The organism is Xenorhabdus sp. NBAII XenSa04 (assembly GCF_963866145.1).
GTDB classification, from domain to species: Bacteria; Pseudomonadota; Gammaproteobacteria; order Enterobacterales; family Enterobacteriaceae; genus Xenorhabdus; species Xenorhabdus indica.
The window spans coordinates 56,800-77,382 of record NZ_CAWMEB010000401.1 but is presented as its reverse complement, the minus strand read 5'-3'; the positions used below and the strand labels follow the sequence as shown (position 1 = coordinate 77,382).

Genomic DNA, 20,583 nt, shown 5'->3' with positions numbered 1-20,583 from the left:
TTTTATGTCTATTCATTTATTGAGCTTGATTTCATTTAGTGCTCTGACAATCCGGTTATAACACGTTATCAAGAGTAAAATGGCTACAATAGGAAACAAATAACTGCTCCAATTTAAAGCTGAAGGAAAAATTGCAATAACCAATCCATAAACCCCAAAAACAAAAGCCCGGTCACTTTTCCCCATCGGACCGTCATAACGCCGTGATGCGCCGATTGTTTGCGCCAATATGCCAATAAATTCAGTCAGAATGGTAAGAAACAGAATAAGCAGTAAACTGATATTGCTGACATGAGGTAAAAAACAAAAAGGGAGATAAAGAGCCACATCAGAAATGACATCTCCCAATTCATTATAGATAGCTCCCAAATGAGATTTTTGGTTGTGTTCCCGTGCCAACATGCCATCAATGGCATTCAGTGCCATACGAATAAAAAGAAAAATAGGCAGGAGCCAATAGAGATGAGGAAAGGGGAATAAACTTAATAATAAACCGACAAAAATTGACAAAAACAGTGCAGCTAATGTGATCTGATTGGCTGTGCATCCTCGTTGATGAAGTTGAATGACGATAGGACGCAACAGGTTCTGAAAACGGGGTTTTAAATCATATATAGTCATTATTCCCTAAATCCTTTAGAGGTAAAACCGTTAGTCTTATTAATATAAAGTGTAATGTCAAATATTTATGTTCGGGAAAATATAATGATAAAAATAAGTCATCTTATGCCGGTTAAGCCCGCTATTGACAATAAACAAGATAGTTTTAGCCTGAATCGACTGAAAAGGTCTTTATTTATAATTCATATATAAATTTTGTTGAATATAACTATAAATTACAAGATATAATTCATAAAGTTGCAATGCGGGAAATAAAGAATATAGACCAATACAATATGAAACAGATAAAGCGATAAGTATTACAAGTAGACTTGTCTCTATTCGATAGGAGAGAGTAATGACTGTAACTGAAAGTCTTATTAACACCTACACGGAGTCGGATGCGCTTGATTTAGCCAGGCTGGTCAAGCAGGGAGAAGTAACACCTGTCGAGCTTGTGGAAGCGGCTGTTACGTGTATTGAACGACTTAATCCTGAGCTTAATGCTGTCGTCCACAAGCTATATGATCTTGGCAGAGAAGCTGCAACGTCTGTCGATCATAATGCCCTCTTTGCCGGTGTACCATTTTTACTTAAGGAACTGGCTACTCAATGGAAAGGCACATCATTGACCAACAGTTCTCGCTATATGAAAGATATAATTGCCCCTGTTGACTCAGAAATGGCACGGCGTATTAAACGTGCGGGATTGATATTGGTAGGGAAATCGAATACGCCAGAGAGTGGTTGGTCAATCAGTACTGAACCAAAACTTTATGGTGTCACAAAAAACCCCTGGAAAGAAGGTATTACTGCCGGAGGATCTAGCGGTGGTACGGCAGCGGCCGTTGCTGCTCGCCTTGTTCCTATCGGAGAAGCCAGTGACGGAGCAGGCTCTATCCGGATCCCTGCCTCCTGCTGCGGCGTTGTGGGGCTGAAACCATCCCGTGGACGTGTGACCTTAGCACCTTTTGGCGATTATTGGTACGGCGGCGTCCATTTTCTCTGTTGTTCACGCACAGTAAGAGATACAGCTGCTTATCTGGATGCGTTGGCAGGTGCACTTCCGGGCGATCCTTATACACCACCAACACCAGATTCACCGTGGCTGGAGCTGATGGTACGCGAGCCGAAAAAATTGCGTATCGGGTTTACTGTCACACCACCCAATAACACTCAAATTGATGCACAGGTTAAAAAGGCGGTATTAGCTACTGTTCATGAGTTGGAAAGGCAGGGACACATTGTGGAAGAGCACAATATGAAGTTTGACACGGATGTCGCCTGGAGGACTTACATCAACATGGCTTGTGTGCAGACAGCGGCAATTTTTGATGATTTATCTAATATTGTCGGACGCCCGGTAACACCCAATGATGTTGAACCTGTGACCTGGGCGATTTTAGAACGTGGGCGTTCGATAAATGGTATGGCTCATTCCAACGATATAGAAAAGATCCGTTTACTTGGGCGGGAACTCACATCTGACTTGGTATCTTACGATATTTTTATTACACCGACATTGACACAATTACCGCGTCCTATGGGGTATTATGATATGTCAGAACCTGATATCGATCGTTACAATGCCAAATGGGCAGATTCGGTGTTCGCATATCCCTTCAATATTACTGGTCAACCCGCTATTTCATTGCCACTTGGTTGGAGTGATGATGGTATTCCTATCGGTATACAACTCGTGGGCCGCTATGGTGATGAAGCCACAGTGCTTCAGGTTTCTGCGCAACTGGAGCAAGCAATGCCTTGGAAAGGGCGTCGTCCATCAGTGATAGCTTGATCAGGCCAGATAGATACACAAAGTATACTTAAACATAAATAGCCCTGTTTATTTAAGCAGGGTTATTATGTTTCCAGAGTTTCAGTTGAGTCAATTTCAGTAATTGGCTTATGATTTATTGGATTATTTTTAACAAATTAAATAGGGATGGAGAATTGTCCAGAGCACAGCGTTTGTTATCTCTCATGGAAATGCTACGCAGTTATCATTTTCCTGTACAGGGTAAAGTGTTAGCACAAAAAATGAACATTAGTTTAAGAACACTTTATCGGGATATTGCATCTTTGCAGGAGCAGGGCGCGATTATCGAAGGTGAGCCGGGAATAGGGTATGTTTTAAGACCGGGTTTTGTTTTGCCACCACTCATGTTTACTCAAAATGAAATAGAAGCACTGGCGTTAGGCACCAGTTGGGTGGCTAAACGTGCAGATCCACAACTAAGAGAATCGGCAAACAGTGCTGTCTGTAAAATTGCGGCTGTTATCCCAACAGAATTGAAACAATTGTTGGAGAACAATTCTTTATTAATTGGGTCGGCGGCAACAGCTATTCAACCCGTGGTTGATATTCAGTCTGTAAGACAGGCAATCCGTACCAGACATAAAATTACCTTCGTTTATTTAGATCTAAAAAGTAATGAATCTGAAAGAACAATTTGGCCTTTTGCGTTAGGGTACTTTGAAAATATCAGTATCGTGATTGGTTGGTGTGAATTACGAGAGGCATTCCGTCATTTCAGATCAGACAGGATAATGAGTCTGAAGGTGGAAAGGCAGTGTTACCCCCGTTCAAGGCAATCTTTACTGAAGGAGTGGCGGGAATTTGAAAAAATAACTGGCTAATCAGAAAGACTACTGACAAAAACTGTCACTTGGGGTTGATATAAATAATCCTGTTGTTAAATCCCAGGATTTCTTTAAACAAGTGACACATGATTTAGTTGAAACAGTATTAAGATTGAAAGCAGTTGTTGAATAAATAAGAAATATGCACCAGGGAAAAATTAAAAAAAAGATGTCAGTGTTTCATCTGAGTACTGATAAAAAATGTATTTAATGCAATGAATGTAGGGGGTAATAGGGTGGCTATATCTGCTAAACCTAATCTTCAGCTTGTCTATGTTAGTGATATTGAGCGTTCAACCGCGTTTTATAAAATGATCTTTAATATTGAACCCATATTTTTAAGCTCACGCTATGTGGCATTCCCTGCTGATGGAGAAGCGTTGTTTGCTATTTGGTCAGGAGGAACAAAACCAGATCTTACAATTCCACGGTTTTCTGAAATCGGTATTATGTTACCAAACAGTGAAGATATCGATAAATTGTTTGAAAAATGGAAACAGGAACCTGCAATTAAAGTCTTACAAGAACCTCATACCGAAGTGTTTGGCCGAACGTTTCTTGTTGAAGATCCCGATGGTCATATTATTCGGGTATGTCCTTTGGATTAGAGAGTATAGATAATTTATGTATAACAATTAAAAATGCGAAAAAATAGAGGATCTATTTAGGAACAATTATAATAAGAGCCTATAGTATTAGGCTCTTAATTTTTTATAATAATAGATTTCAAGATATAGCCAGCAAAGTTGTAACTTGTACATTGAAGAGAATAGATAAAGGTGAAAGGCATGTCGATCTTGATGGTTATAAAAAACACCCCTGTATGGGTTTGGGTCTTATTAGTCTTTTTGGTTTTCCGCGGAATTAAGGCGTTAGACGATAGAGAAATGCATCCCAGTCGTTTGTTTTTATTGCCTATATTGTTTTTTATCTGGGCAGTTTACAGTGTATTACATGAAACGGTTTTTCAGGTTTCTGCATTACTGGCGCTTATTGTGGGTATACTGGCAGGTATTGCGATAGGCTGGAAATTATGGAACTCTCAGCCACGATTAAGACAAAAACCTGAAAGTGATTTAATTATTCGTCAAGGTACACCTTTAACTTTGATTTTGATCCTTATCATTTTCTGTGTCAAATTCATTCTTTCCGCGATGATAGCTATTCATCCTCTTTTAATGCATTCTTTGAGTTTTAATTTGCTATTTGGCTTTGTCGGTGGTTTGTCAGATGGTATTTTTTGGGGAGGAATGCTGAATCTATTTGTTCCTTATTATAAAGATAAGCAAAAAAATGTTTGAGAAGGATGTATCCATCTCTTAACTAATGAAGTCGGCTTGTGAAGGGCGAAAATGATATGACAACAGATTTTCTGCCTGAAAGTATGGCTGTAATCGAAATCAGGTGTCTTGGTGAACCAGAAGTTCTGACTCTGGTGAAGAAACTCATTCCACAATTGGGAAACAGGGATATTTTGATCTAAGTGGTCGCGGCGGAGGTTAACAGACCGGATGTTTTACAACGTCGTGGTTATTATCCACCACTTGGTGCTTCTGACTTATATAAAAAAGTTTGGCCGTTATTGGCGCAGGGCAGGATTAGGCGAATCCAAGAAGGTTAAGTGATGCAGGTTCTGAGTAATACCCTGGATGAACAGGGTATTATTTTTCCCGCAATAAACAGGCTATTAATTCCACAATTGCTTATAAATGGCTACCATTTCCGCAATGGTTGGAATACGAGGGTTATTACCTGGTGAACCAGAGGCTTCAGCTTGTTTTGCCATTATTTCCACAACTTCAAAAAAACGTGTTTTATTAATACCAAATTGCTCTGGTGTTGGCACAGAAAACGCTTTATTTAAATCGGCTAAAGTTGCCAGAAGTTTTTCACCAGCTACATCGTCATTGTCTGTTAGTTTTGCAAAAGTTAGTGCGCGTGCGCATTCGGCATAACGCTCTTTGGCTGCGTCTAAAGAAAAACGGGTAACGGCAGGAAGTAACATGGCATTGGATAAACCATGTGGAACATGGAAGAAAGCTCCGATAGGGCGGCTCATACCGTGTACAAGTGCAACAGAGGAGTTAGAAAATGCAATGCCTGCCAGAGTTGAACCCAATATCATTGCTTCACGGGCAACTTTATTATTGCCGTCATGATATACTCTGCGCAGGTTGGGGCCGATGAGTTTCATAGCAGCAATAGCCTGGCTATCTGAATAGGGATTAGCTTTCCGGCTAATATAGGCTTCAATGGCATGAGTCATTGCATCAATGCCGGTATCTGCTGTTGTTCTTGCCGGAACGCTGATAGTCAACTCATAGTCGATAATTGCGGCGATAGGCATGAATCCCATACCTACGCAAAGCAATTTTTCATCGGTTTTTTCATCAGTAATAATTGTGAAACGAGTACATTCTGAACCTGTTCCTGCCGTTGTCGGAATGGCAATCACAGGTAACCCCTGTTCATTGAATTGGCGGGGAGAACGATATTCGTTGATTGTTCCGCCAAATTTACCCATCACGGCGATGGCCTTTGCACTGTCAATCGGGCTTCCTCCGCCAAGTGCAATAACTGCGTCAAACAAACCACTTTTTACCTTTTCAATCCCGGCCTGAATAGAAGCAGCAGTAGGTTCAGGTATTGTGTCAGCATAGACATCACTTTCAATACCCGCCTTTTGCAGAATAGATTGCAGTTTATCGAGATAACCTAACTGAACCATCATTTTGTCTGTCACAATCAGCGGTTTTTTACTGCGGATACTTTGCAGAATTTTCGGAAGATTGATGAGAGTCCCACCACCTATTTCCATAATACGAGGTAACACGACAGTGGACATATATAGCTCCTTAACGTTAGGAAATAAAGGTAATGATAAAAGAGGTTTGTCGAATGTCGAAGACAATAGATAGTGAAAAAATAGAATGGTTACCCATATTTTTAATAAATTGTTTATTAGAAAATTATTCGTGAGAAGTGCTCGAAATTGCAATGAACAGTCAACGATAAGAGGTTGGTTTGAAAGAAAATGGCTAAATTGGTTTGGTGAGGATAATGAGGCTTTCTTAAAAGAAGTGGCGGTGAGGGAGGGATTCGAACCCTCGATACACTTTCGCGTATACACACTTTCCAGGCGTGCTCCTTCAACCACTCGGACACCTCACCGTGTTTTTAATTTTTCAAAATATGGCGGTGAGGGAGGGATTCGAACCCTCGATACGTTTTCACGTATACACACTTTCCAGGCGTGCTCCTTCAACCACTCGGACACCTCACCATATTTTGTTGTTACAGGGATTCTTTCTGTGTTCGTCACTGCAACGGGGCGCTACTATAGGGAAAAGCAGTGCAGGCGTCAACAGACTTGTCACGATTTTTTTAGGCTTTTTGACTGATTAGACAAATAAAAAACAATTTGATTGCCTGGTAAACACTTTTTCGTATCCCACTCATTTATAGTTACTGGCAATCTTGTAGTTATCGGTTTTTTAATATTATAAATCAATTTATTATGGGTTTTAGTGCTATTGGGGGCCACGATAACAGCATTCGGTAGTTTTAATTAAGTAAAGGTGCTGAATATTTTAGCACCCTTGTATTGTAATGGTGTGGATTATAAACCAAATATGTTATTCCTAATCAACAAGCGGGAACAGGACCCCAAAGTGGCACTGCACTCACTATAGGAAGTACTGGAGAGTATAAATCAACTCCGCATTTGCTACGCGCATCCATAGCTATAATTATGGCAAGTTCCGCTGCAAGATATGCAATAAGTGCTGTAGAATATGGGGCGGCTAATTTCACCCAAGCGGGAAACTGATTTACTAAAAATACATTAAGACTGTTTGCAGCAGCTAGTGCCGATACAATGCCTGAGAAAGATTTAATCGTGTTATGGGGTAAATATACCACATGAAGAGGGATGCCTATGATTTCCTCTCTGTATGTTACTCCAGTGAAATCTGGAGCTATTTCTTTTTTCATAATTTGAAATTCCTTTGTCTATTATATCTATAGCGATTTTTTATTGATAACTCATGATGGTTGTTACCCAAAAATAACATTCATCATCAATCTGTTCTTTTGCAGCTTCTATAGTACTAATTCCATCGCGATAAATACGACTCAAATAATATCCGTTGTCAGCCCGCAACGTTATTTTGTTTTCAGAGATATAACCTACGATAAATATTGAAGGTTCATCTATTTTTCTTTTAGCTGCTTCAATGGGGTTTAATTCTCCACGATTCATTCTACTAAGGTACATTTCATTATCGGCCATAAGTACAACTTGGTTAGAACCTGATGACTTGATAGTGAATCTTGAAGGGAGATCGATAGCATCTTTTGACGCTTCTATTGGGTTTATATTACCGCGACTTATTCTGCTTAAATATTTTCCGGTTGTACTTTGTAGTGCGATTTGAATTATTTGCTCTGACATGATTTAATCCTCATTATTAATGATTGTTATAATTGAATTTTAATAAAAACTTTATTTTATAGGTAATTATATATCTAAATGAAATTTATTGTGAATTATAAAAAACATCAATCCATACACCAATAAATATATATAAATTAAACTATTATTAAATTTATAATTATTTTATGAAATAAAGTAAGTAAGGAATGGTAATTAAATGAGAAAACTATATTTCAAATATTTTTGATGTCATGAGGGATTCCTATGGAAATATCTATAATTACGTTAATTTCGCTTAATGTATCAATATTCAGTTTTGGTTGAGTGGCTGGCTTCATTCTAAAACGTGACTGATACGTCATATTGATATTACCGGTAACATAATTTCCCATTTCAACAATGGGAAGGTCTGAAACTAACAGCCTACCCTGACCCGGCAACAGGCGGCTTTCCGTGGACAATTGGTTATGGGCACACGAAAGGCGTCAAACCAAGACAAGAGATAACCGAACAACAGGCCGAAGCATTCTTACATGATGACCTCGAACTTATTGACATCACCATTGAATCGTCTGTTAAGGTATCACTGACTCAAGATCAGTTTGATGCGTTGTGTTCGTTCACGTTCAATTGTGGCGTCGGTAACTTTGTTCGTTCCACCTTGCTTAAGAAGCTTAATGCCAGTGACTACAAAGGTGCAGCAGATGAATTTCTGTGATGGAATAAAGCCGCGGGTAAGGTATTGCGGGGGTTGAATAATCGCAGGGCACCTGAACGCCAGATGTTTTTATCATGAAACTCAATAGCCAATATCTTACTCTTGGTGCCCTGGTGATTGTCTCTGGTCTACTTCGATAACACATCATGCTGCCATTTCGTTCCCGCCGTGTACCCAACGCACCCCGACGGGTGGCATTTTTATTTGCGTCGTGTTATCGCCGTCTATCGGTATTAGCTAAGATATGTCATTTTAAGTATAGTGCCATCTGCACGTGGGCGTTTTTCTATACTCGTTTTTTTATACTATAGTAGACCATAATTGAAAGTAGGCCATAATTGAAGTTCTCCTATCTGGGCTCCCTAAGTTTTGGGGCTTATCAGGGGTTCTGTTAATTTAAAAATAACCTTAAATACACGAAAATAAGTAAAAATATCAATTCAGGACATTCAACGTGATAGTGAATAATTATGGAAAATTGGCGTGAAATTTGGGTATTTTTTCTTTTTATTTAACCTTTTCAGCAATCGGTTAAATCTATCAAAAAAAACAATAAAGGAATGAGATTATATGAACATCATTTTTTTTAGCCCTTCATTTGATGCCGATGAGTGGATCCAAGGAATAGAAAAACGTTTGCCTAATGCCAGAGTAAGAAACTGGGTCAGTGGAGATCATGCTCCGGCTGATTATGCTCTTGTTTGGCACCCTCCTTATGAAATGTTAGCGAATCGTAAAAATCTCAAAGGCATATTTGCGCTAGGTGCTGGTGTTGATTCCATTCTCCAGCAAGAGCTAGACAACCCCGGCATGTTACCCGCTAAGGTTCCATTGATTCGTCTCGAAGATACTGGCATGGGTCGTCAGATGCAGGAATATGCCATTAGTTCAGTTTTATACTATTTTCGCCGAATGGATGAGTATAAACGGTATCAGGAGCAACGCATTTGGCAGCCACTACTTCCTCATAATCGGAAAGATTTCGTTATTGGGGTATTAGGTGCAGGAGTATTGGGGCGTAGTGTGATCGGGAAGTTGATGGAGTTTGATTTCACTGTACGTTGTTGGAGTAAGACAGCAAAAAAATTTGATAATGTTGAAAGTTTTTATGGAAAAGAACAATTAGGCGAATTTCTTTCTGACTGTAAGGTGTTGATTAACCTTCTTCCTAATACACCTGAAACCCGTGGGATCTTAAACCTATCGTCATTCAGTCAGTTAAAAAAGGCAGCGTATGTTATTAATATAGCAAGAGGTTCTCACCTTGTTGAGCAAGATCTTCTGACTGCTATTGATAAAGGATATATCGCAGGTGCAACGCTTGATGTGTTTGCAGAAGAGCCTTTATCAAATATGCACCCATTCTGGACTCATCCTCGTATCAATATTACGCCGCATATTGCCGCAACGACCATTCCTGAACTGGCGATGGATATCATTAGTGAAAATATCCAACGAATAGAACAAGGAGAAACACCAACTGGCCTTGTGGATATGTCACTTGGATATTAATAAGCAGCTTTACACCGTAGTTGAGGATTAGGGACAATATCCCCATTATTTTTCAATTTGTCGTTTTATTTTAAGTTGTTGGGACTAAATTAAGTCATGAACGAATTTTCTATTATCTGCCGCATACTGGGTACACTGTTTAATCGAGCACCACAGGATCCATTGTTACAACCTTTGATGACTATGATTGCTGAAGGAAAGTTAAAACAAGCATGGCCTCTAGAGCAGAATGAGCTGTTGGATCGTTTACAACAAAATTGTGAATTGTCCGTAATAGAGTCTGACTATCAGGCTTTGTTTGTAGGAAAGTCAGCTAAGGTGGCTACTTGTCGATCTGACTATACTGACGGAACAGAAAATGAAGTGCGTCAATTCCTGATAGCGCGGGGAATGCCATTATCGGATACTGTGGCAGATCAGTTTGGTTCTTTATTGCTGGCAGCATCATGGTTAGAAGATCAGGCAGCAGAAGATGAAGTTCAGGCTCAGATAACATTGTTTGATGAATATCTCTTGCCGTGGTGTGGGCAATTTCTTGGAAAAGTTGAAGCACATGCCATCAGTGGTTTTTATCGAACTCTGGCTATTATTAGCCGTGAGGCATTACAGGCATTACGTGAAGAATTAGAGTCTGTGTGATGTTGTCACTTAGTTGATTCCATTTGAGGCGATAATTCACTCAATTATCGCTAAAATAAGGGGTAAATTATAATAAATAATTTACCCCTTATTATTTCAACGACAATTAAAATTATTTATCAGTTAGCCTGATAACCAGTTTACCTGGTTTAATTTCCAGTCCCTTGGCAAATTTTGTCGCAGCAGCTTCAGCCTTACTTTTTTCTGGATCCAAAACATAAATCGGATGAGTATTAAAAAATTCACTTAATGAAGTATTCAGAGAAGGTATCAGTGCCTTGATAGGTTTTGCTGCTTTTTCAGGTGTTGTCTGATAGTCCACGATTTCTAGTCCTTTAACAAAAATGGCTCCTTTTTCTGCATCAAATACGGGTTTAGCTCTGAGCGTTAATTTCATATCAGCTTGTATAGACCCCAATATTGTTGCAATTTCAACTTTTGCCTGACTGGTCAGTTCAATTTTTTCCGGATCCTGACGGCCTATCTGGCTGGTTAAATTTCCCAGACTAATATTGGCGCTTGATATTCCAGGAATACTGATTTCTTTCTGATAATGTACTTTTTTTAATAGATAATCATTGAGCAGACCTTCATTGATACTGATATCCCTGAATTGATCACAGCCACTGAGTAAACCAACCAGTACTAATGCTGCCCCTAATAAAAATTTTTTCATATTGTCTCCTTTATTTTCAATGGGCAGATTTTACACCATTACTTACCTCATTAATGTCTGTTAATAGTGACGGGCTCAATTTTTTTCTGATTAAATTGGCGATGAAGAGCATAAATGGTGAGTAAGCCGATCAATCCTAAAAAGATCCAGGGTAATTGAGGCATGTCCAAAGCATGGCCTGTATCATAAAGCCAGCCACCACCGGTGTAACCGAATATGCCACCCAGAGCCAGTCCTAAGCGGCTGAACCCCATATAGCTGCCGCGTGCTCTGGGATCAGCCAGCCCAGCACTAAGTATTTCACGGGCAGGCTCTGCGGTTACTGTGCCTAAATAAAACAAGGCAATCAGAGCAAACAAAAGATGTAATTGGTCGATCCAACCGATTGGAAACATGCAGAAACTCATCAAAAATAAGCCCATCATCAGGCGTTGTTCCAGCCGGAAATATTTTTCGCTCCAACGTGCGATAGGGTAAAGCAATGTCAGGGAAATGGCGGCTTCAATGGCATACATCCACTTAACGGCTGTATGGCTACCAGAAATTTCATGGATAATAATCGGGAACATCAACATGACTTGTACTGACAAAATAAAGTATCCCGTTAGGGTCAGTACATAATAAAAGAATCGTCGATCTTTAATGACCCTTATCATGCCTTCTTTGATAGGAGAACGAATTGTCGAAATACGATATGCCGGCAATAACCAGGCATTAGCTATTGCGGCTAAAACAAAAATTCCAGCTCCGATCCAGCACACGATATTGAAATTGTATTGTAATAACCAGCTTCCTATTAGTGCACCAATCACAGCGCCCGCGCTGTCTTGCATCAGCAATAGTGAATAGAAGCGCCCACGCTCATGAGGGCGGGTCAGTTTTATCACCAGCGCAGCTCTGGGTGGATCGAACAGGGTTCCACCCAGAGCAGACAATGCGCAGGAAAGTATTAGTATCCACGGTTCAGAAGCCATTGCCATCAAGGCAAAACCTGATGCACGCAATAACATACCGATGACAATCATCGGCTTGGCACCAAACTTATCAGCAATAGCGCCACCAAAGATCCCTAATCCTTGCTGAATGAGTTGGCGAAGCCCCAATGCGAAACCAACAATGACAGCCGCCCAACCCAATTGTTCAACAAAACGAATAGAAATTAATGGAAAAACAACGAAAAATCCTAAAACGACCAGTAAATTATCAAATAATAGAAAATATTTTCCTAAACTACGGGCTTGTGAAACCGATGACATTTCGCACCATTAAAATATGAGGGAATAAAGAATGAAATTTCTATCATTCTGGACGTAATTTTATCTTTAGGGTAGCGGGTTTATAGATGATATTTTTTTATCGTGAGACAATGATATTATTTTTTATTAGCGATAAATTATTCAGAGTTTTTGCAAAATAAATATCAGGAGAAGGCATGTTTGGTTATCGGTCTACATCGCCTAAAGTTCGTTTTATTACAGATAGGATGGTTGTTCGTCTGGTATATGAGCGTGATGCTTATCGTTTGGCTGAATATTACTCAGAAAATAAAGATTTTCTTAAACCGTGGGAACCAACAAGAGATAACAGTTTTTACCAGCCTTCAGGTTGGACAAACAGACTGAGTTATGTTGCAGAATTGCAACGGCAAAATACGACATTCAATTTTGTGCTGTTAGACCCTGAGGAATGCGAGATTATCGGAGTGGCAAATTTCACCAATGTTGTACGTGGTGCATTCCATTCTTGTTATCTTGGCTACTCTTTGGCGGAAAAACGACAGGGGCAGGGGTTAATGTATGAAGCGTTGCAACCTGCTATCCGCTATATGCAGCGTCATCAGAAAATGCACCGAATTATGGCTAACTATATGCCGCATAATCATAGGAGTGGAAATTTGCTCAAAAAATTGAATTTTGAGCGGGAGGGATATGCCAGAAAATACCTCATGATAGATGGAACCTGGCAAGATCATGTTTTGACCTCGTTAACTGATGATAACTGGCGAGAAAGGTGACAGATTATTTGCTGAGTTTGCAGGATTAAAAATAATTAATAAAAAAGAGATAGCCAATGTAGACAGAGTTGTTGTCTGTTAAACTTTGCCCATCAGTGCTATCTCATCAGATCATATTCTTTGTCACAGATGGCTGTGTTTTGTCATGTTGAGCATGTCTGGTGGAATGACTTTACGCTTTCATTCTCATGTCATAAAAATACACTTTTTAAATAATATCATGAATTTATTAAAATCACTGGCAGCAGTCAGTTCAATGACGATGTTTTCACGCGTGCTAGGCTTCATTCGTGATGCCATTATTGCTCGTATATTTGGCGCAGGAGTGGCAACAGACGCTTTTTTTGTTGCTTTTAAATTGCCTAATCTGTTACGCCGCATTTTTGCTGAAGGCGCTTTTTCACAGGCTTTTGTTCCCATTCTTGCTGAATACAAAAATCAGCAGGGGGATGAAGCAACACGGACGTTTATTGCCTATGTTTCAGGTATGTTGACGTTGATTCTGGCGATTGTCACAGTGATTGGTATGATCGCAGCACCCTGGGTGATTTATGTTACTGCGCCGGGTTTTACCGATACACCCGATAAATTTGTTTTGACTCGTGATTTACTCAGAATCACATTTCCGTATATCTTTTTAATTTCTTTAGCATCTTTGGCAGGGGCAATCCTCAATACCTGGAATCGTTTTTCTGTTCCCGCTTTTGCACCAACACTGCTGAACGTCAGCATGATCGTCTTTTCACTGTTTGTGGCACCTTATTGTGAGCCACCAGTCATGGCTCTGGGATGGGCTGTTGTTGCTGGTGGCATTTTGCAACTGGCATACCAACTTCCTCATCTGAAAAAAATAGGCATGTTAGTATTGCCGCGTGTTTCTTTCCGCGACAGTGGCGTATGGCGGGTTATCCGTCAGATGGGGCCTGCTATTCTGGGGGTATCAGTCAGCCAAATTTCTCTGATCATCAATACGATTTTTGCCTCGTTTCTGGTTTCAGGCTCTGTTTCATGGATGTATTACGCTGATCGTTTAATGGAATTACCTTCTGGAGTATTAGGAGTGGCATTGGGAACGATTTTGCTGCCTTCTCTGGCGAAAAGTTTTTCCAGTGGAAACCATGAAGAGTATCGTAAATTAATGGACTGGGGATTACGTCTCTGTTTTCTCTTAGCACTCCCTTGCGCGGTAGCGTTGGGCATTCTGGCAGGACCTTTGACCGTTTCACTTTTCCAGTATGGTAATTTTTCCGCGTTTGATGCAGAAATGACGCAACGGGCATTGATTGCCTATTGCTTCGGGTTAATGGGGTTGATTGTGGTTAAAGTTTTGGCCCCTGGTTTTTATTCTCGTCAGGATATTAAAACGCCAGTCAAGATTGCGATTGCTACTTTGGTTCTGACTCAGCTCATGAACCTTGCCTTTATCGGCCCCCTGAAACATGCAGGGTTAGCACTTTCCATTGGTTTAGCAGCTTGTTTTAATGCAGCTATGCTCTACTGGCAATTGCGTAAACGTGAAATATTTAAGCCATTAGCAGGATGGGGAGTATTTTTGTTTAAGTTGTTAATGGCGATTGGAGTAATGGTGGGGGTATTATTGGCAATGTTGTGGATTATGCCTGCCTGGGAGCAAGGAAATATGGCATTGCGCCTGCTGCGATTGATGGGCGTTGTCATTGCTGGTGCCGGTAGTTATTTTGCCACATTAGCTTTGATGGGCTTCCGGTTAAAGGATTTTGCCCATCGAGGATTGCAGTGATTATCTGACATTGCTAAAAAACGGGCGTAAAATGATTTTTACGCCCGTTTTTATAAAGTGTGATTACATCCGTTCTACGGTCTGGATACCTAAAGTATCAAGACCTTGTTTTAATGTCTTCGCTGTCAACAGCGCTAATTTCAGGCGGCTTTGACGCAATGCTTCACTTTCAGCATTCAGGATCGGGCAATGTTCATAGAAACCGGAGAACAAGCCTGCCAGATCATACAGATAAGCACACATTACATGCGGTGTCCCTTCACGAGCCACAGTAGTGATAGTTTCTTCAAACTGTAACAGACGGGTAGCTAATACTTGTTCACGCTCTTCGTTCAGAACGACTGGTAATGTCAGGCTATTTTCATCGATTTCAGCGCGTTTGAAGATAGAAGAGACGCGGGTATAAGCATACTGCATATAAGGCGCGGTGTTGCCATCAAAGGCCAGCATATTATCCCAGTCAAATATATAGTCTGTAGTGCGACTCTTGGAAAGATCGGCGTATTTCACTGCGCCAATGCCTACTGCTTCGACGACTTTTTTCAGTTCATCTTCCGGCATATCCGGGTTTTTCTCACGGATAAGCACATCCGCACGTTCAATGGCTTCATCCAGTAAATCAGACAATTTCACTGTACCACCTGCACGGGTTTTGAATGGTTTTCCATCTTTACCTAGCATCATGCCGAACATATGGTGTTCCAGTGACATGGAATCAGGGATGTAGCCAGCTTTACGTACAATTGACCAGGCTTGCATCAGATGTTGATGTTGACGTGAATCAATATAGTAGAGAACCCGATCCGCATTCAGCACTTCATGGCGGTATTTGGCACAGGCAATATCTGTAGTGGTATACAGATAACCACCATCTTTCTTCTGGATGATAACACCCATTGGTTCACCTTCTTTATTCTTGAATTCATCAAGGTAAACCACAGTCGCGCCATCACTTTCAACAGCAATGCCACGTTGTTTCAGATCAGTAACGATCCCCGGCAGCATGTTGTTATACAGGCTTTCACCCATAACATCTTTTTCTGTCAGAGTGACATTCAGACGATTATAGGTTGCCTGATTTTGTGACATGGTTATCTCAACCAACTTACGCCACATGTTACGGCAATATTCGTCACCGCCTTGCAGTTTCACTACATAGTTACGGGCACGAACGGCAAATTCTTCATCTTCATCGTAGTTTTTCTTGGCGGCGCGGTAGAACTCTTCCAGATCAGCCAATGCCATATCGCTGGCATTTTCATTCTGCACTTTCTCCAGGTAAGCAATCAGCATCCCGAATTGGGTTCCCCAATCACCAAGATGGTTGGCGCGAATAACTTTATGGCCGAGGAATTCAAGAGTACGTGCGGCAGCATCACCAATGATAGTAGAGCGGATATGACCAATGTGCATCTGTTTAGCAACATTGGGAGCAGAATAATCGATAACGATAGTGTGTGGCTCTACAGGAGAAATGCCCAGTTTTTCAGCTTTCAGCGCGTTTTCTGTATTTGTGGCAACCCATTCTTTATCAAGAAAAATGTTGATAAAACCGGGGCCAGCGATTTCGACTTTGCTGGCAATTCCTTGCAGATCCAGCAAATTGACGACTTTTTCTGCCAGTTGTCGAGGAGGCATACCTACTTTTTTAGCTGCCGCCATGACACCATTTGCTTGATAGTCACCAAATTGTGCCTTTGCAGATTGACGAACGTGAGCTTCACTATCGGTTGGAGCACCAGCTGCAATCAGCGCACTACTGATTTTTTCTGAAAGAATAGCCTGTATATTCACAGTGTTACCTTAAGTTACGCGCTGAAAATCACACATTTCTATAATGCAGCATTTTCAAGCGTGTGGGTTATGAGAAAATAACGGGGTTTATACCATATTCAACACCCTGCATGCTACTGCCAGCCTGTGTTGGCAGGGTTACTTTTTGTTTTTCAGCTCTCTTTCGGTGGATTCTTCGTCGAGGTAGTTGAGGTGAATGTGTTGTAGGCCTTTACCAAGATAAATAATTTAAAATGGAACTGTTCTTAAATGAGAATGTAATCTCGATCAAGTATTATTTGCTTTCTATCAAGAAGTATTGACAGAAATGCGGAGTGCTTGGCAAAAGTGACTTTTTATTGTGTTTTTTCAGTAAAAAACTCTGATCTTGTGATTTCTGACATGCCATTTTAAAAATATAGTTGTCATAGTTAATAAGTTCAGTAATGAAATATTTCGGATCTATTTATGACGTGTGGGCAGATTGATATTCAAGGGGCTTTTAATGTTAAAGCTAGAAATTTGCTGTTATAGCATAAGTTGTGCTCTGATTGCACAAGAAGCAGGGGCTGATCGAATTGAACTGAGTGCAGGCCCGTTAGAAGGTGGCTTAACACCCAGCGCAGGTGCATTACAACAGTCGTTACAATGTTTATCTATTCCTGTTCATCCAATTGTCCGGCCCAGAGGTGGAGATTTCTGTTACGATAAACTTGATTTTGAGGCCATGAAAAATGATGTTTCCCTTGTTCGTGATATGGGATTTCCTGGTGTTTCCTTCGGTGTCTTGGACGAAGAAGGAAAGGTTGATATGTTGCGTATGAGGCAACTCATGGCATTGGCAGGGAATATGGCTGTCACTTTTCACCGTGCTTTTGATATGTGTTGTGACCCTCTCAACGCATTGGAAAAACTTACCGATCTTGGAGTAAAGCGTATCTTGACATCTGGCCAGCAAAATAGTGCTGAACTGGGTTTACATTTATTAAAAGAGTTGTCGCAATCGAGCCGTGGGCCAAGCATTATGCCAGGAGCGGGTGTCCGGGCCAGTAATATCAGTAAGTTTTTAGAAATTGGGGTGACGGAGGTTCATAGCTCAGCAGGCAAAATTGTATCTTCTAAGATGAATTACCGTAAGGCGGGGGTGAGTATGAGCTCCGAAAATAGTGAAATGGGGGAATATTCTCATTACAGTGTCGATCCTGAATTAGTGGAATCCATGAAGGGTGTGATGAGTTTGATTGATCGCTAGTCTAGCTATGATTGGTTTTACTAAAGTAGTATCTAAACAATTAATAGTATCTGAACGACTAGTCGCATCTGAGTATTGAAGGTGTGAACTGCCATGATAGGCAATTCACACATCAATATGTTATGCAGGATTAAGGCTTGCGGGCAATGAGAACAGCACGCAGTGGCGCTGGATAACCTTCTATTGTTTTATTTTGATCTGATGGATCAAGGAAATCAGCCAAAGATTCTGTTTTCATCCACGCTGTCCGGCGTTGTTCATTGATTGTTGTAATTGCATGATCAACAATTCTGACATCAACAAAACCACATTTTTCCAGCCAGGTTTTTAACATGTTAGCTGAAGGAATAAAGTAAACATTTCGCATTTGCGCGTAACGCTCACCCGGAATGAGGCAGTGATTTTCATCACCTTCGATCACTAAACTTTCCAGTACCAGTTCACCACCAGAAACCAGTTGATTTTTCAGCTGCCACAAATGATCAAGGGGAGAGCGGCGATGATAAAGTACTCCCATAGAGAATACGGTATCGAAAGCTTTCAGCTCAGGTAACTGCTCAATACCCAGTGGAAGAAGATGCGCTCGTTGATCATTGCCCAATAGTTTTCTGGCTGCTTCAAATTGGCAAAGGAAAAGTTGGGTAGGATCGATACCTACCGCTAATTCAGCGCCTTCACCTACCATGCGCCACATGTGGTAACCGCTACCACAACCGACATCAAGTACAGTTTTGCCTTCTAAAGAAGAAATATGAGGCAGAACACGATCCCATTTCCAGTCAGAACGCCATTCGGTATTAATTTCAATACCGTAAAAAGAAAAAGGCCCTTTGCGCCATGGCATCAGAAGTTTCAGGATATTGTGGATACGTGTCTTTTCCCCTTCTGATAGATCGGGTTCATGTATAGCAATAACCCCATTTTTCAGATCAACATGAGTGGGTTTAATAACAGGCAAATTGTCCAGAATTTTTATCCACGAACCAAACTGACCATGCAATGATGTCTTCTGCCAGTCACTTAACTGGGCGGGCAGATAATTTAGCCAATGGCTCAGATGGTTTTTAGCAATTAGCTGATAAAAGTTACCGAAATCGATCATTATTCAGCTCCTTTTATAGCTAATAGTGAGCCGAAATTGAAACACTGAAACCACACTTCTGTATGCTGAAAACCAGATTTTTTCAGGCGAATTTTGTGGATTTCAATAGAATCTGTCCGCATGACATTTTCCAACATACTACGTTTTTGACTGATTTCTAGCTCGCTATAACCATTGGCTCGTTTGAAGTCGTGGTGCATATTGAATAATAATTCACCAATGTTTTGATCTTCAAAGTTGAATTTTTCAGACAGTACCAAAACACCACCGGGTTTCAGCCCGGCATAGATTTTATTTAATATTTTCTGGCGATCCTCTGGATGAAGGAACTGTAATGTGAAATTTAATACCACCATTGAAGCGTTTTGAATGTCGGTATCAAGAATATCCTGCTCGATCACTTCAACGGGAGTTTTTGCTTTGAAAGCGTCAATATGACGGCGACAACGTTCGATCATGGCGGGTGAATTATCAATAGCGATAATGCGGCAGCCATCAGCATTGATATTGCGGCGAATGGATAAGGTTGCTGCACCGAGAGAACAACCGAGATCGTAGATCTGGCTGCCCGGAGTCACAAAGCGGCTTGCCAGCATACCAATCATAGAAATGATATTTGAATAACCAGGAATGGAGCGTTTCACCATGTCTGGAAAGACTTCGGCGACCCGTTCGTCGAAACTCCAGTCTCCTAATTTAGCGATGGGAGTAGATAACAGGCTGTCCCGTTGATTGTGAGGATCTTGATTTGACATAACAACATTGGTTTTGGAAACAATTAAGAATTAGCTATTCTAACAGAATGCAAGAAAAGGCAGAAAGATCTAATCCAACAGAACCTTTTAAGCAGCCAAAAAGATGCCAATTCGAATCAATAATTGGCTTCTTTGTCAGTTAAATATAGGTTACGAATAAGGAGAAAATATCTGTTCCCAAGGCAAATAGTATATATTAGCCACAATCATTATTATCATTGACATAAATGTTGCCCCCATGCCCATTCGCCGCCAGCGGAACTCACGATGGTGCAAGCCATAGTAGTGTAATAACCTGCCTGCAAGTAACAATATGCCACAGATATGCAGCATCCATACTGCTGCGCCATTCATCTCCATTATCAATAATAAGAGTAGAGAAATAGGGATATATTCAACAGCATTACCATGAATGCGAATGGCTGTCTGTAATTCGTAAAAACCACCATCACCGTATGTAACTCGATACTGTGTTCTTAACTTAATCACATCAAAAGACAGTTTAATTACCAGTAATGCGCCCAATACGATATAAAGTGAGCTAACCATTTATAACTCCATTGCCTAACCAAAAACGGCTAACTGATGATAAACCTCAAAAGTAAAACTGTCGCTATAAATCATAATACTTAATGATAAATCCTATCTGATTTATCCGATAGAAAAAATTGTCCTGGCAGGAACCGTGTTATAGCCTTATCTCTG

The 20,583-nt window shown here is 40.6% G+C and carries 20 protein-coding genes, 2 tRNA genes and 1 pseudogene; 11 read left to right on the top strand and 12 right to left on the bottom strand.

Features of this window, described 5'->3' with window-relative positions; all coding sequences use genetic code 11:
• Positions 1-12: 12 nt before the first annotated feature.
• Positions 13-621, bottom strand: a complete 609-nt coding sequence (locus AAC147_RS14150) for a CDP-alcohol phosphatidyltransferase family protein (RefSeq protein ID WP_047682216.1) — start codon at positions 619-621, stop codon at positions 13-15.
• Between the two features lie 337 nt (positions 622-958).
• On the opposite strand from AAC147_RS14150, the gene AAC147_RS14145 reads away from it, so the two are divergent.
• From AAC147_RS14145 to AAC147_RS14125, 5 genes are all read left to right on the top strand, one after another.
• Positions 959-2,398 carry an amidase gene (locus tag AAC147_RS14145; protein WP_047682214.1) on the top strand — a complete coding sequence of 480 codons (1,440 nt, stop codon included), beginning with the start codon at positions 959-961 and terminating at the stop codon, positions 2,396-2,398.
• Between the two features lie 155 nt (positions 2,399-2,553).
• Entirely contained in the window at positions 2,554-3,240 is a 687-nt protein-coding gene (locus AAC147_RS14140) for a helix-turn-helix transcriptional regulator (protein WP_047682265.1), read from the top strand.
• Between the two features lie 239 nt (positions 3,241-3,479).
• Positions 3,480-3,851: a VOC family protein gene (locus AAC147_RS14135; RefSeq protein ID WP_047682212.1), complete on the top strand. Its 372-nt coding sequence runs from the start codon at positions 3,480-3,482 to the stop codon at positions 3,849-3,851.
• A 192-nt stretch (positions 3,852-4,043) separates the two neighbouring features.
• Complete coding sequence (locus tag AAC147_RS14130; protein ID WP_246432490.1) at positions 4,044-4,544, top strand: DUF6622 family protein; 501 nt, start codon at positions 4,044-4,046, stop codon at positions 4,542-4,544.
• 56 nt (positions 4,545-4,600) lie between these two features.
• Positions 4,601-4,726, top strand: a complete 126-nt coding sequence (locus AAC147_RS14125; protein WP_255347673.1) for a hypothetical protein — start codon at positions 4,601-4,603, stop codon at positions 4,724-4,726.
• Positions 4,727-4,930: 204 nt separating this feature from the next.
• Here the strand turns inward: AAC147_RS14125 and AAC147_RS14120 are convergent, their stop codons facing one another.
• From AAC147_RS14120 to AAC147_RS14100, 5 genes are all read right to left on the bottom strand, one after another.
• Positions 4,931-6,088, bottom strand: coding sequence for an iron-containing alcohol dehydrogenase (locus tag AAC147_RS14120; RefSeq protein WP_047682207.1), 1,158 nt, complete (start codon positions 6,086-6,088; stop codon positions 4,931-4,933).
• 236 nt (positions 6,089-6,324) lie between these two features.
• A tRNA-Ser gene (locus tag AAC147_RS14115) sits at positions 6,325-6,414 on the bottom strand.
• A gap of 22 nt (positions 6,415-6,436) precedes the next feature.
• Positions 6,437-6,526 (bottom strand) — tRNA-Ser (locus AAC147_RS14110).
• A gap of 362 nt (positions 6,527-6,888) precedes the next feature.
• Entirely contained in the window at positions 6,889-7,236 is a 348-nt protein-coding gene (locus AAC147_RS14105; protein WP_047682205.1) for a hypothetical protein, read from the bottom strand.
• 40 nt (positions 7,237-7,276) lie between these two features.
• Positions 7,277-7,696: a fascin domain-containing protein gene (locus AAC147_RS14100; protein WP_047682203.1), complete on the bottom strand. Its 420-nt coding sequence runs from the start codon at positions 7,694-7,696 to the stop codon at positions 7,277-7,279.
• A 376-nt stretch (positions 7,697-8,072) separates the two neighbouring features.
• Here AAC147_RS14100 and AAC147_RS14095 point away from each other — a divergent pair.
• The 3 genes and pseudogenes from AAC147_RS14095 to AAC147_RS14085 form a co-directional block, all read left to right on the top strand.
• A pseudogene (locus AAC147_RS14095) lies at positions 8,073-8,474 on the top strand (lysozyme); the annotation flags it as partial.
• 492 nt (positions 8,475-8,966) lie between these two features.
• Complete coding sequence (gene ghrA / locus AAC147_RS14090; RefSeq protein WP_047682199.1) at positions 8,967-9,908, top strand: glyoxylate/hydroxypyruvate reductase GhrA; 942 nt, start codon at positions 8,967-8,969, stop codon at positions 9,906-9,908.
• A gap of 96 nt (positions 9,909-10,004) precedes the next feature.
• A complete protein-coding gene (locus tag AAC147_RS14085) occupies positions 10,005-10,547 on the top strand; it encodes a TorD/DmsD family molecular chaperone (RefSeq protein ID WP_047682197.1) in 543 nt (180 codons plus the stop codon).
• 112 nt (positions 10,548-10,659) lie between these two features.
• Here the strand turns inward: AAC147_RS14085 and AAC147_RS14080 are convergent, their stop codons facing one another.
• Positions 10,660-11,223, bottom strand: coding sequence for a lipoprotein (locus tag AAC147_RS14080; protein ID WP_047682195.1), 564 nt, complete (start codon positions 11,221-11,223; stop codon positions 10,660-10,662).
• 50 nt (positions 11,224-11,273) lie between these two features.
• The gene (mdtH, locus tag AAC147_RS14075) at positions 11,274-12,479 is read right to left on the bottom strand and encodes a multidrug efflux MFS transporter MdtH (RefSeq protein WP_047682193.1); all 1,206 of its coding nucleotides are present in this window, start codon (positions 12,477-12,479) and stop codon (positions 11,274-11,276) included.
• Between the two features lie 176 nt (positions 12,480-12,655).
• Between mdtH and rimJ the strand changes: the two genes are divergently transcribed.
• Positions 12,656-13,237 carry a ribosomal protein S5-alanine N-acetyltransferase gene (gene rimJ / locus AAC147_RS14070; protein WP_047682191.1) on the top strand — a complete coding sequence of 194 codons (582 nt, stop codon included), beginning with the start codon at positions 12,656-12,658 and terminating at the stop codon, positions 13,235-13,237.
• A 220-nt stretch (positions 13,238-13,457) separates the two neighbouring features.
• The gene (murJ, locus tag AAC147_RS14065) at positions 13,458-14,996 is read left to right on the top strand and encodes a murein biosynthesis integral membrane protein MurJ (RefSeq protein WP_047682261.1); all 1,539 of its coding nucleotides are present in this window, start codon (positions 13,458-13,460) and stop codon (positions 14,994-14,996) included.
• Between the two features lie 63 nt (positions 14,997-15,059).
• Here murJ and argS read toward each other — a convergent pair whose 3' ends face one another.
• Entirely contained in the window at positions 15,060-16,790 is a 1,731-nt protein-coding gene (argS, locus tag AAC147_RS14060) for an arginine--tRNA ligase (protein ID WP_047682189.1), read from the bottom strand.
• A 484-nt stretch (positions 16,791-17,274) separates the two neighbouring features.
• Here argS and cutC point away from each other — a divergent pair, with 484 nt between their 5' ends.
• Complete coding sequence (gene cutC / locus AAC147_RS14055; RefSeq protein ID WP_047682187.1) at positions 17,275-18,021, top strand: copper homeostasis protein CutC; 747 nt, start codon at positions 17,275-17,277, stop codon at positions 18,019-18,021.
• Positions 18,022-18,151: 130 nt separating this feature from the next.
• Here cutC and cmoB read toward each other — a convergent pair whose 3' ends face one another.
• The 3 genes from cmoB to AAC147_RS14040 form a co-directional block, all read right to left on the bottom strand.
• Positions 18,152-19,123: a tRNA 5-methoxyuridine(34)/uridine 5-oxyacetic acid(34) synthase CmoB gene (cmoB, locus tag AAC147_RS14050; RefSeq protein WP_047682185.1), complete on the bottom strand. Its 972-nt coding sequence runs from the start codon at positions 19,121-19,123 to the stop codon at positions 18,152-18,154.
• Positions 19,123-19,878, bottom strand: coding sequence for a carboxy-S-adenosyl-L-methionine synthase CmoA (gene cmoA / locus AAC147_RS14045; protein ID WP_047682183.1), 756 nt, complete (start codon positions 19,876-19,878; stop codon positions 19,123-19,125). Before cmoA ends, cmoB begins: the two co-directional genes overlap by 1 nt.
• Before the next feature lie 150 nt (positions 19,879-20,028).
• Positions 20,029-20,427, bottom strand: coding sequence for an MAPEG family protein (locus tag AAC147_RS14040; protein WP_047682181.1), 399 nt, complete (start codon positions 20,425-20,427; stop codon positions 20,029-20,031).
• Positions 20,428-20,583: the final 156 nt, after the last annotated feature.